Source organism: Desulfonema magnum (assembly GCF_017377395.1).
GTDB classification, from domain to species: domain Bacteria; phylum Desulfobacterota; class Desulfobacteria; order Desulfobacterales; family 4be13; genus Desulfonema_C; species Desulfonema_C magnum.
The window spans coordinates 7,946,881-7,960,227 of sequence record NZ_CP061800.1 but is presented as its reverse complement, the minus strand read 5'-3'; the positions used below and the strand labels follow the sequence as shown (position 1 = coordinate 7,960,227).

Sequence of the window (13,347 nt, the reverse complement as noted above, 5' to 3'; positions counted from 1 at the left end):
CCTCCGGGACTGAAAAAAACGCTGTTTTCCAAAATATCCTTAATTTGTTTAAAAAAGGGGACACACCCGACAAAAAAGCATAATTATGGGCAATAAGCGACTGAAAAGGGTTGTTCATGTTACATTTGACATGAGTATAGGCGGTACAGAACAGGTTATTTATAACCTCATCCAAAACACAAATCCATTGAAATATGATGTGTCCATCCTTTGTCTGGATCAAGTTATCGGTTCTTTCGGGGTGCAGTTACAAAAGAAAGGCTGTCAGATAACAGCTTTGAAACGGCAACCAGGATTCGACATTTCACTGATAAGAAAAATTCGCTGTCATATCAAGCAGGATAATATTGATGTGCTTCATTGCCACCAATACACTCCTTATGTTTATGGTGTATTGAGTGCGGCATTCACTCCGTGCAAAGTTATATTTACCGAACACGGAAGATTTTATCCGGATCAGCGAAAACTTAAAAGAGTTTTCATAAACCCTCTCTTGAATCTGCTCACAGACCATGTTACCGCGATTTCATCGGCCACGCGGGACGCGTTGGTTCAGTTTGAAAATTTTCCCAAAAACAAGATATCTGTTGTTTATAACGGCATAGATGATGCCAAGTATATGCTTCCTCAGAATTCGGACCTGAAAGCGTGTCTGGGTATCAGCAAAGATGCTTATGTCTTAGGTACGGTGGCCCGTCTTGATTCGATAAAAAATCAGAAAATGATGATCAGAGCCTTAAAAATTGTCTTAAAGAACTATCCTGAAACATTTCTGATTATAGTCGGCGACGGACCCGAACGGAAAAATCTGGAGACATTCGCCTCAGAACTTCAGGTTTCCTCACATGTTATTTTTACAGGTTTCAGAGAAGACACTCATTTTTTTTATAAGATCATGGATATTTTCCTGCTAACGTCTTTTAGTGAGGGGACTGCCATGACCTTGCTTGAGGCCATGGCCAGCAGTCTGCCGTGTATTGCAACAAACGTGGGAGGAAACCCTGAAATCATTAAAAATAATGAAAACGGCTTTGTCATTCCAAATGATGCTGAAGAAATTCTCGCGGAAAAAATAAATCTTATGTTTGTTGACAAAACAATGATTAAAAAAATGGGAAAAACGGGCAGAAAAATCTTTGAAGAAAATTTTACTGTTAAAAAGATGGTCAGATCATACGAGACAATGTATAACGGAGCAGATTAAAAATGTTGGAACAGGGTCTGACAGATAATTATATAAGAGAACTGACCAAAGAAATATCAACAATTGATCATAATATTCTTCACAAATTTCCAATCGAAGTTTATCTGAATGATATAAAATCATATCCGGAGTTATGCGACTATAATTATATTAGCCCGAAACTCAACGCCATCTTTGAAAATATACAATCAGAATACAACGATCATACCCTAACCTTGTACCATAAATTGGCGATTTCATGTTTTATCAAAGACACTGTGGAAAGTCTGAGACGTGAACACATGCCTGACAGCATACTGGATTTATATCAGGAATGGTTTGAAAGAGTGCTGAAGGATTTCTCCACACAACCTGACGATTATTACAATTACAAAAAAGACCCGTTTCTCAAAGACTTGGGAGGATGCAGCCGGAGGATCATTCCTATTGGCGGTGCCTGGATAATAGAACTTTCAGGAATCGGGAGGAATTTTCTTGTTTCCGGCGGTCCACGACAGTTTATTGATGCGCTGCAATTTGCTTTGTTCAAGATGGGCGGATTTAAGCCATTCTATCAGATTCACACAGTTGACCGCTATCTGGATGGTTTCAATCAGAAAGAAAGAGACCTCTGTTATCTCAGGATATGTGAATTATTGGAGTTAAATCCGAGGATCAGAGGTATGTACGCGGCAAGCTGGCTTTACGATCCGCAACTTGAGAACACCAGTCCGAGATTGGCATATTTAAGGGTGGTACCGGAACAAAACAAGGCAAAGGCATTCCGAATTGGCACGAGTCAGTCTGCCATCAGATTATCAACAAAGAAGTCGCTGACTCGTAAAAGATTATATAAGGAAGGCAAATATATGCCGACCAATTATATAATAATTTGGAATAGGAAGGACTTGCTTGAATGGGCTGATACCCAAGCAGGAATGGGTAAGACCGCGTAAAGACAGATTGATGATTCATCGCCTTTTAAACATGACAGTTGAGAAAAAGTAATTAAAATGGGCATCCTTCATATTTGCCCAAAAGTACTTTACACTTTTGGTGATTTGAAAAAAAGTCCATTTTTTTTCAATCTACAAATTTTGTAGCTAAATAAAAGTAATATTTACAAATAGATATTGTAAAATCTACAAATTTTGTAGTTTTTTACACACTTCAAACATGATTAGCTAAAATTAACTACAAAATTTGTAGTTTTTTTTGTAATAGGTTGTTTATATTATAAAAATAATCAAAATTATCATGAATTAAAAAAAACATAAAAAATTCATTTTAGCTGAAAGTGTAAACTACTAAATGAAGGATGCCTTAAAATGTATGAAAAAATAAAACTTATCTTTTTATATCTCAGTAAATGGATGGGATTATTTCATATTTCCAGATATTTAACGAGAGATGGTTTAAGAATTTTATGTTATCACAGCTTTGCTGTAGGTGAAGAAATTGAATGGCGACCGGAGTTATTCATCCGACCTGAGACGTTTCGCAAAAGATTACAGTTCCTGAAAAAAGAGAAATTTCCTGTACTTGGATTGAATCAGGCCATCGAGCTGCTGTCTGAAAAAAAACTGCCTCCTGCGGCTACAGTTATTACTATAGACGACGGATGGTTTGCCACAAAATTATATGCGCATGATATTTTGGAGGAAAAATCGTATCCTTATACCATTTATCTGACAAGCTATTACAGCATGAAAGAAACGCCGATTTTTAATCTGGTTGTGCAATACATGTTTTGGAAAACACAAGAAACGCGGGTTGATTTGGAAGCCTTGGGCCTGCCATTAACTGATTCAGTTCAGTTTCCAAATGCGGATATCTCAGAGCAACTGATGAACCAAATAATTAATTATGGTAATTCACAATTAAACAATGATGAAAAATGCGCCTTCATGAAACGTCTGGGTGAAGGGCTGGGTCTTAATTACCCTGAGATTGAGAAAACGCGTATTTTTAGTCTGTTGACAATCTCCGAAATATCAGAACTCAGTGCCGCGGGTGCTGATTTCCAATTACATACGCATCGCCACAGGTGGCCTGGGGAAGAACAAGCCGCTGTTCAGGAATTAGCTGAGAACAAAGCCTTTCTCGCCAGTGTATCTAAAAATCCTTTGCAACACTTTTGTTACCCCAGTGGTTTTTGGAAGCCTGAGCAGTTTCCTTATTTGCGTACAGCAGGGATTAAAAGTGCTACGACATGTGAAGCAGGACTTAATTTCCCGCGGACCCCTTTGTATGCACTTAACCGTTTCTTAGACAGCGAGAGTAACTCTCAGATAGAATTTGAAGCCCAGATGTGCGGTTATTCGGAATTTCTCAGAAAATTACGGAAAATTATGGATCGCTGGCGCGGAGCGATTGGTTAAACAAATTGGAAGTGGGGGAAGTTTCCATCTCTTATCCGAGCTACTTTTTATATACAGAATGTGTCGCCAAAGAAAATTTGATGGTACTCCTCCTCTTACTGCAAACACTATTATTCCTTCACTACCCTCATTCGCCTCGATGAATCAAAATATTCGTAATTATAGGTATTATTTTCAGAACAGAGTCACCTGTAGTTCCCGCGATCATTCTGTCGGATTAATCGAATGAGTATCGGGCTGATGAAAATGTGGGGGCGTCCCAACTTTTACGCAAACCAAGTGTCGGCCTTTCCTCGTTCCCACGCTTTCCGTGGAATACCTTCGGGAGGCTTCGTTTCTCGGACAGCGGTCGAAATCAGGACGCGAAGCGTCCGCACTGCATTCCCACGCGAAGCCTCACTGCCATTAAGTTAAGCTTCCGGAGTGCGAAAATTATTTTTCGCACCCTCGCCGGAAACTGTTTTTGTCACTTCGGATGCTCCTTAACTTAATGGCAGTGACGCGAAGCGTGGGAACGAGATACCTAAAAGATTAAAGCTGACATTTGACTTTGAGATAAAATCTGATAAAAAGGAAACGATTCGTTTTTATGTTTGAAAACATTAAAGCTGACATTCGCCGGCTGGGACATCCCAAATCATGGTGGATAATTCTGCGCGGTTTGCTTTCACAGGGTTTTCAGGCAATACTTGTGTATCGAGTTTTCCATTGGCTGAGAGAAAAAAAAATACCGGCCCAGCCTTTTCGCTTTATTATCGAAAGATTTATTGAGATTACAACGGGTATATCAATCCCCGCTGAATGCAGGATCGGAAAAGGTCTCAGAATCCATCATTTCGGAGGTATAATTCTCCATCCTTTTGTTAAAATTGGTGAAAATTGCACGATGTATCACTGCGTAACTATCGGGGACAGGGGAGGCTACGGGGGGGCGGCTGACATCGGGGACAATGTGCTTATCGGTGCCGGAGCTAAGATCATTGGTGAAATTACAATAGGACAAAACTGCAGAATAGGTGCAAATGCTGTTGTAAACAGACATATGCCGGATAATTCAGTAGCATTCGGAAATCCGTGTGTTATAAAAAAAAGAGAAGCCCATAGTGGTGATCGCAAACAATAAATGATAAATAAACAAATAAAGATAATGGAGCTTCGGGGCACTTATAAAGGAGGAGGAGGACCGGACAAAACCATTCTTCTCTCAGCAGCGAAACACAACAAAGCCGATTTTTTTGTACTTGTGACATACTTACGTGATCCGAAAGACAATGATTTCCAAATTGGCACCATGGCCAGGCAGTTTGGTGTCTCTGATTATATTGAAGTGTCAGACAAACGTATGCTGGATCTGAAATGTCTTTTTGTACTCAATGCGCTGATCAAAAAAAATAATATTCAGATCATACACGTTCACGAGCTGAAAAGCACGTTACTTGGATTTTTGCTAAAACTGCTGAATCCCAGGGTAAAAATTATGCATACCGCCCACGGCTGGATTATACACTCCTGCTCTGACAGGCTGAAGCAGAAATTACAATTTATGATGCTTCGTTTCTATCCGCTACATATCGCAGTGTCAGACGCGACCAGAAAACTTATGGTGAACAAAGGGATTGACCCGGAAACGATCAGCGTTTTATATAACTCAATAGATACAGAGTATTGGAAAAAAACGGACCGCGTGTCAACCGTGCGGGAAGAATTCGGTATTCCCGAAGAAAGTTTTATTGTAGGTACGGTCGGCCGCCTGAGCAAAGAAAAGGACTTGCCTACCTTTTTTAAAGTTGCACGCGCTGTGCTTGCCGTAAAGCCGAACACTTATTTTTTTATCATTGGTGATGGTAAGGGAAGGATTGTGAGCGATTTGCAAAAGCAGGTTAAAGAAATGGGAATCGGGCAGTCCGTTATTTTTACAGGACATCGAACTGATTTACGAAACTTTAATTTGTCTTTTGATTTGTTCCTTACAACTTCTCTAAGCGAGGGGCTTCCGAACACACTTCTTGAGGCCATGGCCATGGGGGTTCCTGTCGTTGCCACGCGGGTGGGAGGAGTACCTGAGCTTGTCACTGACCGCGATACGGGAATCTTATGTAACGCGGGTGATGTTGACGGAATAACGAAAGTCGTGCTTGAGCTTTTGTCAAATTCGGGAATAAGGCGGGAATTTTCAATAAACGGGCAAAAGCGAATAGCAGAAAATTTTTCGTTTAAAAAACGTTTAACAGCCATTGAAGCGATTTACAAATCCCTTGTCAAAAAGACATAAGTTGTAACATAAACTTTGCCAGTTCACAGTTTTCCGGATTCAGGCGGTCGGCTCAGACCGCCTGAATCCGGAACTGCAAACTTTTTTATAACACTACAAGCATGATAATTGTCTGTAAGTGTTCTTTGGGTCAGGAATTTAAAAAATGAAAACCGCTAAAACCAGTTTCAGAAAGGCAAAAAAATGAAAGAAACAGGTCAACAAATCAGATGTGGCAAATGTGTCTTGCCCCATGATTTCCCAAACATAAGTTTTGATAAGAACGGCATTTGTAACTATTGTCTTGAATGGGATAAAAAATGGCAAAATTTTGACTATGACAAAGCCGAAGCCGAATTAACCAGAATCGTTAATTGGGCAAAGGCAAAAAAAAGGAAGTATGACTGCCTTATTCCTTACAGCGGCGGGAGAGACAGTTCTTATGTACTATACCTTTGCAAAAGGAAGTATAATTTGAATCCTCTTGCTGTTACATTTAATAATCTTTTTATGAGTGAGTATGCGATCAGAAATATTTTTAACACCGTCAGCAAACTTGATGTTGATCATGTATTTCTGACCTATCAGCCCGAAATCGTAAGAAAATTTTACAAAACAATGGTTCGGGACGGAGGCGAGTTCTGTTCTGTCTGTACGAGCGGTATCAACTATGCCACATCTAAGTACCAAAAACAGTTCAATATTCCCCTTGTAATTTCCGGAACCAGCACAAGGGTGGACGAACAGTCTCCGTTTGAAATTACATGCACACATCCCGTATATCTCAGAAGGGTCCTTTTACAAAACGGATTTTCTTTGGAAACAATAAATTCTTTTCTGATTAAACGTTCTGATGAAATCTCAGCCCTTGAGAAAATAAAGATGAAATTGTCTGATTCTGATTATATCAGGATCAATTTACCGGATTTTGTCATATGGAATAATCTGGAAATACAGAACGTGCTGGAGAGAGAGCTTGACTGGGATACGCCTGATAAGCAAAAGGATCATATAGATTGTAAATTTGCGCCGGTTAAAAATTTTTTGAAAAACAAGCAGATCCCCAATTTCATCTTTAAGCAGGAAAAATTTTCACAGCTTATCAGGGATGGTCAGATGACCAGAGAAGAAGCAGTGGAAATGTTGAACAGCCTGTCGAACAGTGAAGAAGAACCCCCTGCTGAACTGGATGAGTTCCTGAATTTTTTGGAGTTGGAAAAAAAGGATATCGAAAATAAGGAAAAAAAATCACATCTGAATTATGTTACCAAGGAGGACCTGGTTGTTAAAGAGTCTCTGGCATTCAGATTACTATCTGTTCCATGGCAACTCTATAAACGCTTTGGAATGAAGATAAAATAACTTGATTCTGGTCTTTATATTAAGGACGGAGTCAAATCTTGACAGCCCGGGAATTGAAGATGCTAAAAGGATGTCCTTGATAACAAATGAGATTTAAAGGGAATTTGCCATGTCAAATTTTGGGTTAGCTTTTCTTTTATCCTATATGGGGTGTGTATATGCGACATTTTTTGTTGATCTCTCCTGGGGTGTTTATCTGTATGTGATGCAATATTGGCTTAACCCGGTTGACAGATGGTGGTATGGGGGCTTACCCCAGGTCAGATGGTCCTTCACTGTTGCGTTTTGCATCTTAATAGCATTCATTTTAAAACGTCAAAAATATGCAAAAAACCGATTATTTAATGTTCCTCAGACCAAGTGGTATCTGATGAACGTGATAGTGGTCATTATCATTTCCTCTTGGGCTGTCTGGCCACAGATGCATTCAAAATTTTTACAGGATCATATTAAATTATTAATCTTTATCTTTATCGCATATAAAGGCATTGACACGCCAAAAAAGTTCGACGGAATGATGTGGGCTTGCATGCTTGGCAGTTTTTATGTGGCCTATGAAACCAGAAATATGGGCAGAAATGCGGATGGCAGAGTGGAGGGGACGGGTCCGGCAGATTCAGGGGCAGATGGCAATAACTGCGCGGCATCTTTGCTCGGTGTTATTCCCATGCTGATGTTTTTTGTCGTAAAGAGTAATCTCGTGAAAACGAAACTCTGGAAGCGAGGGGTGCTTCTTTTTCTCTTGGCGTTCGTGATGCTGGCCATTGTCCTTATTAACAGTCGGGGAAGTTTTATCGGATTGGTTTTATCCTGTACTTATATGGGATTATACATTTTTTTAAATAAAAAAGTGACAATGAAACAGCGATTTCAACTCATCGCACTGGTCATGCTTGGAATATGCGCATTTCTTTACATGGCTGATGATGCCTTTTGGGAGAGAATCGAGGGAATATCAAAAGAAACAGAGTCTGACACAGGGGGAGGAGGCAGAAAATTATTTTGGAAGATCGCCCGGGAAGAGGTGCTAAGAGATTATCCATGGGGGGCAGGCGGCTGGGGCTTTGCATATCTGAGTCCCCAGTATGTTCCCCAAGAATATATGCCGGCCAATGCAGGTATAAGAGCGGTTCATTCCCTTTATTTTCAATGTCTTGCTGAACGAGGCTATTGGGGGACTTTTGTTTTTGTCGGTTTTATTTTATCAAATTTTTTTTATATGAAAAAAATAAAACGTTACCTGCTTAAAAAAGGTGATTACTCAGCATATTTTCAAGGATTAGCTCTTGAAACCGGTTTTATCGGCTTTCTTCTCGCAGCTACCTTTCTCAATCGACTGAATAGTGAAATTCTATATTGGTTTCCATTATTCATTGCATGTTTTGGAAATATTTATTATGTCAAAGGATTAAGTAGCAGTTCGGATGAATGAAACCCGATATACAAGACGGCTGCTGATTAAATCTTTTACTATAAAAATGGGTGTGTCCCATCTTTTACACATCCGAAAAAATTAGCCACAAAGACACAAAGACACAAAGGAACCACAAAGAGACTTAGGGTCTGTAAAAAAATAACCTTTCCGGTTTCCGCATTTCTCATTTGTCCTGTTATAACATGCGAATCTGATTATTTGTTCAAGTTATTTTTTTACAAGCCCTTAGTGAAACTTTGTGCCTTCGTGGCAAAAAACAGATGTGTCCCGCCTTTTACACATAAAACCTGTCCTTGTGTAAAAGGTGGGACATACCCATAAAAATACATTTTGAAAAGCCGGGTTTTTTATCTGAACATATTTTTATGACCCGGGGCGAAAAACCCGAATTTTTTTATGAGCGTTTAATATAACTAATCAAATTTGATAAACAAAGGCCATCTCATGAAACTACTTAAATCCGTCATTCACAGATTCGGAAAATGGTATATACAGCATATTTGCAGAAGAGAATACGAAGATCAGCAGTTCAGACGAATTAATGAAAGACCCGTTGAATTTCGTTTTCTTTTTCAACAACTCCTGAGAATATGTCCGACCAGAGTGTTAGATGTGGGCAGTGGTATGTTTGCCTTACCTGCTGTAATGAAACAATGCGGCTTTATCGTAACAGCTATTGATAATGTATCAGACTATTGGCTGTCAGGCATGTTCAACAGACATTTCCATGTGATAAATGATGACATAACATCCACACGCATAAAAGAGAAATTTGATTTTATCAGTTGTATAAGTGTGTTGGAACACATAGAAAATTATAATGACGCGATTAAAAATATGTTTTCGCTTTTAACCCCGGGCGGACATTTGGCACTTACTTTTCCCTATAATGAAAATAAATATATTCCAAATGTTTATAAACTACCTGAAGCCGGATATGGTCAGAACATGCCTTATATCTGTCAGGTTTTCTCATCTGATGAACTGAACAAATGGATAAAAACGAACAACGGCAAACTGATAGAGCAGGAATATTGGCAGTTCTTTTCGGGTGAGTTGTGGACATTCGGAGAGCAAATATCTCCTCCGCGTCAGGTCGGAAAACACGAAAAGCATCAGCTGACGTGTATCCTGCTTCAGAAGAACTCTGATGAACCTTTAACAGATAACTAATTAAACGAGTTAATTTTGGCATCCTTCACAGAAGCTAAAAAACAGTTTACATTTTTCTGATTATAACGGATTTAGGGGAGGCCGGTAAAGCCCCGTGGGGGCGGTATGTTTGTAGCATTCGTCATGCAGGCTGGTAAAAAAGCCCTGTGGGGGCGACATACTTTGTTCATGTTGCAAATATGCCGCCCCTACGGGGCTTTGCCCGTGCTTACAAATCTGCTACAAATATGCCGCCCTTACAGGGCTTGATCGGCCTCCCCTAAATCCGTTATAATCAGACATCTTTTTTCGGCCTGTGGAACAATGCTGCAAATTCTTCTGAACCATTTGCAAAATTGTTCCACAGCAAAGTGCAAACCGACAAATGAAGGATTCCTTAATTTTTTTTTCATTTATAAAACTGACCCTCCGAAGTTTTGGAAAGGTCTGAAGTTTTTAACACTGGAAACCGGAAAATACAATTGATTCAAGATAATGAGTTGAAAAATCAGGTAATGAAGTCCATTGCCTGGCTCGGCGGCATGAAATATCTGGGGCAAATCATTTCCTGGGCAATAACGATTTTTGTCATTCGGATTTTAAATCCCGGAGATTACGGTCTCATGGCTATGGGCTCTGTGTGTATTAATTTTCTGATTATCATCAGTGAATTAGGAATGGGTTCGGCGATTGTTCAGAAAAAGGAGATTGATCAGAATCAGCTATGTCATATTTTCGGATTTATAATTGTGTCTCACAGTTTCCTGTGTGTTGCCTTAATTCTGAGTTCTCATGTCATTGCAAAATATTTTTCAGAGCCTCGGCTTGTTCCTATTTTACAAGTGTTAAGTATAAATTTTTTGTTACTGGCATTGTATATCATTCCGCAGTCTATCCTCATACGCGAGATGGATTTTAAAAGGAAATCCATTGTCAACCTTTCAGGCACCATTGTTTCTTCATGTCTTGCATTGATACTGGCATTAAACAGCTACGGCGTATGGTCACTCATATGGGCTTCAATATCAGTCCATGTTATTCACCTGATCGGTTATAACATTGTCTCTCCCAGTTTTTTTTTCCCCAGATTCAGACTCAGAGGAATTCAGGAATTTATTTCCTTTGGCACATATACGCTGGTTGCTCGTATCTTATGGTTTTTTTATTCAAAATCCGATGTTTTCATAGGCGGACGAATCTTAGGAAATCAAGTCCTTGGCGTGTATTCGGTCGCACTGGAATTATCGCAGATACCGCTGGACAAATTTATGCCCATTATCAATCAGGTGGCGTTCCCTGCTTATTCCAGCATTCAATCTGATCTGAAACTCGTTGGTTCATATTTTTTAAAGGCAACCCGTATTGGCAGTCTGATAGTCTTTCCTGTTTTTTGGGGATTTTTAATTATCGCTCCTGAAATCCTCGGATGGTTGCTGGGAGATAAATGGTCGGATGTTATTTTGCCGACGCAGATCATATGTGTGATTATGCCTTTCAGAGCCTTAGGCACACTGGTTTCACCGATGTTGTTTGGCATAGGGCGGGTAGATGTGAATTTATTATATGTTGCGATTGCCTCGGTATTAATGCCTCTGCTTTTCTTAGCAGGCACTTGGTGGTACGGCATTACAGGTCTCTGTCTTGCCTGGGTTTTCGGATATATGCTGGTTTTCTTTATTACCCTGAAACTTTCACTTCGCTTACTTGATTTATCTGTTCTGAATTATCTGTCCAACATATTTGTTGCGCTTCTCGCAACCTCTGCCATGGTTCTTGTGATATTCGGCAGCAAATATCTGCTGTCCTTTTTTTTACCTCTGCCATTAATCACTTGTATTTTGATCATTATCGGCGTAAGCAGCTATTGTTTTTTTGTATTTTTATTAAAAAGCGCGCTTTTCTACGAAGTATTGTCCCTGATACCTGAAAACAAAAAAATTAAGGGCGCTGTAAAAAAACTTTTCATTCGAAATCCGGCTTAAGAAAGAAAATTGTCATAATTCGGGGCCAAGGAAGAAATGGGTCATGCTGAACAATTTTATAATTCAGGTTCTGCGGCAATGTCCCAGTTTCGGATATAAACGCTGTAATTCCCCGGATCAGATGGGTATCAGAGAATATCCGAATTTGCCGCACTGCCAAATTCCAGATTGAGGAAAACAAAAGATGGATGAGAGAAGCATATTATTTATCGCCTATTTATATCCCCCTGTGGGGGGAAACGGTCTTCCGGGTGTTCAGCGGTCAGTCAAGTTTGTGCGTTATCTGCCGCTGAAAAAAAAGTATGTATTAACATTACAACCAGACTTATATCCGGATTTTTTTTCCGCAATAAACAAGGTGCCTTTGCCAATAAATAATGAAGTGATTATCAGGGCCGGGGCCATTGACATATTCAAAATGTTGTTGAAAGGGAGGAATTTCTTTACCTCCTTATTATCCAAAAAAAACAGAACTCATCATACAGACATCGCACATTCCGAGAAACCTGCTGAAACCGGAATATCTGATTCTGGCAAAAGAAACTTATTTGGCACGCTTAAAAATATTATTTCCGACATTCTGACCTTTCCGGATTATTCCCTCCCGTGGATGATTCCCGCGATATGGCAAGGAAAAGCACTTTTAAATCAGAAGGATATTGATGTTATCTTCGCAACGGGTCCGCCGTGGACATCTCTGATCACAGGCTGGGTCCTCAGGCGTTTAACCGGCGTGAGATTAATCATAGATTTCAGGGATCCCTGGGTAAGTAATCCATATGTTTTTAGTAAAGGAAAGCTAAGAGAATCGGCCGAAAAATATTTGGAACAAAAGATTGTCACAGATGCTGATATCGTTCTTTTAAACACCGAAGAGTTAAAAAAAGATTTTGTAAACAGATATCAGTTCCTCCCGGAAAATAAATTCGTTGTTTTAATTAACGGATATGATGAGTTTGAGTTCAGAGATATTCATTTGAGAGAAACCAAAGAAGAAGAGAGTGATCTTTTGCTTACTCATGCAGGCTCTCTTTACGGATTACGAGATCCGAAACCGATTCTTGAAGCAATTGGAAAGATTCGGGAAAGAAATATCAGGATGGCTGAAAAGATTAAGTTCAGACAAATGGGAGCCACTAAGTTGGACTACAATGTAAAAGACTTTGTAGCTAAGAATTTGCTTTATGAAAATTACGGGGAGTTGGGATCACTGCCGTTTACCGAATGCCTCCGGCATATGGTCGGGTCTGATATTCTGGTGATTATACAACAGGATACAAAAACCCAGATTCCTTCCAAAATCTATGAGTACATTTATTTGAACAAACCCATTCTGACCATCAGTTCAAAAGACGGGGCATTGGGAAAAATGATAGAAAAATATGAATTCGGAGACATTTTTGAGCCTCACGACATAGAAGGTTTGGCAGGATACCTTGAGCAGAAAGTTTCAGATAAGGAAAAGAGCGGAACATTGAAGGTAAATTATGAACACAGAGAAGCGTTTGATGTCAGAAATATTGCAAACCAGTTAGAGAAAATCATAGAAGATATATGTGTCTGAGACCAATCTCCAATTTCCGATTTTTAACGCGAGTCCT

General features: G+C 39.6%; 10 protein-coding genes. All 10 read left to right on the top strand.

What is annotated here, in order from left to right:
• The first annotated feature begins 85 nt into the window (after positions 1 to 85).
• Positions 86 to 1,204, top strand: coding sequence for a glycosyltransferase (locus dnm_RS30420; protein ID WP_207680617.1), 1,119 nt, complete (start codon positions 86 to 88; stop codon positions 1,202 to 1,204).
• 2 nt (positions 1,205 to 1,206) lie between these two features.
• A complete protein-coding gene (locus tag dnm_RS30415) occupies positions 1,207 to 2,139 on the top strand; it encodes a hypothetical protein (RefSeq protein WP_207680616.1) in 933 nt (310 codons plus the stop codon).
• A gap of 372 nt (positions 2,140 to 2,511) precedes the next feature.
• Positions 2,512 to 3,564, top strand: a complete 1,053-nt coding sequence (locus dnm_RS30410) for a polysaccharide deacetylase family protein (protein ID WP_207680615.1) — start codon at positions 2,512 to 2,514, stop codon at positions 3,562 to 3,564.
• 589 nt (positions 3,565 to 4,153) lie between these two features.
• The gene (locus tag dnm_RS30405; protein WP_207680614.1) at positions 4,154 to 4,687 is read left to right on the top strand and encodes a serine O-acetyltransferase; all 534 of its coding nucleotides are present in this window, start codon (positions 4,154 to 4,156) and stop codon (positions 4,685 to 4,687) included.
• Positions 4,688 to 5,836, top strand: coding sequence for a glycosyltransferase family 4 protein (locus dnm_RS30400; RefSeq protein WP_207680613.1), 1,149 nt, complete (start codon positions 4,688 to 4,690; stop codon positions 5,834 to 5,836).
• 183 nt (positions 5,837 to 6,019) lie between these two features.
• The gene (locus dnm_RS30395; RefSeq protein WP_207680612.1) at positions 6,020 to 7,177 is read left to right on the top strand and encodes an N-acetyl sugar amidotransferase; all 1,158 of its coding nucleotides are present in this window, start codon (positions 6,020 to 6,022) and stop codon (positions 7,175 to 7,177) included.
• A 109-nt stretch (positions 7,178 to 7,286) separates the two neighbouring features.
• On the top strand, positions 7,287 to 8,609 hold the full coding sequence (locus dnm_RS30390; RefSeq protein WP_207680611.1) for an O-antigen ligase family protein: 1,323 nt from the start codon (positions 7,287 to 7,289) through the stop codon (positions 8,607 to 8,609).
• A gap of 447 nt (positions 8,610 to 9,056) precedes the next feature.
• A complete protein-coding gene (locus tag dnm_RS30385) occupies positions 9,057 to 9,785 on the top strand; it encodes a class I SAM-dependent methyltransferase (RefSeq protein WP_207680610.1) in 729 nt (242 codons plus the stop codon).
• 461 nt (positions 9,786 to 10,246) lie between these two features.
• Positions 10,247 to 11,746: a lipopolysaccharide biosynthesis protein gene (locus dnm_RS30380; RefSeq protein ID WP_207680609.1), complete on the top strand. Its 1,500-nt coding sequence runs from the start codon at positions 10,247 to 10,249 to the stop codon at positions 11,744 to 11,746.
• Between the two features lie 184 nt (positions 11,747 to 11,930).
• A complete protein-coding gene (locus dnm_RS30375; RefSeq protein WP_207680608.1) occupies positions 11,931 to 13,310 on the top strand; it encodes a glycosyltransferase in 1,380 nt (459 codons plus the stop codon).
• Positions 13,311 to 13,347: the final 37 nt, after the last annotated feature.

Coding starts and splice junctions, on each gene's coding strand:
- dnm_RS30420 (WP_207680617.1), top strand. CDS start 86: ATGGGCAATAAGCGACTGAAAAGGGTTGTTCATGTTACATTTGACATG.
- dnm_RS30415 (WP_207680616.1), top strand. CDS start 1,207: ATGTTGGAACAGGGTCTGACAGATAATTATATAAGAGAACTGACCAAA.
- dnm_RS30410 (WP_207680615.1), top strand. CDS start 2,512: ATGTATGAAAAAATAAAACTTATCTTTTTATATCTCAGTAAATGGATG.
- dnm_RS30405 (WP_207680614.1), top strand. CDS start 4,154: ATGTTTGAAAACATTAAAGCTGACATTCGCCGGCTGGGACATCCCAAA.
- dnm_RS30400 (WP_207680613.1), top strand. CDS start 4,688: ATGATAAATAAACAAATAAAGATAATGGAGCTTCGGGGCACTTATAAA.
- dnm_RS30395 (WP_207680612.1), top strand. CDS start 6,020: ATGAAAGAAACAGGTCAACAAATCAGATGTGGCAAATGTGTCTTGCCC.
- dnm_RS30390 (WP_207680611.1), top strand. CDS start 7,287: ATGTCAAATTTTGGGTTAGCTTTTCTTTTATCCTATATGGGGTGTGTA.
- dnm_RS30385 (WP_207680610.1), top strand. CDS start 9,057: ATGAAACTACTTAAATCCGTCATTCACAGATTCGGAAAATGGTATATA.
- dnm_RS30375 (WP_207680608.1), top strand. CDS start 11,931: ATGGATGAGAGAAGCATATTATTTATCGCCTATTTATATCCCCCTGTG.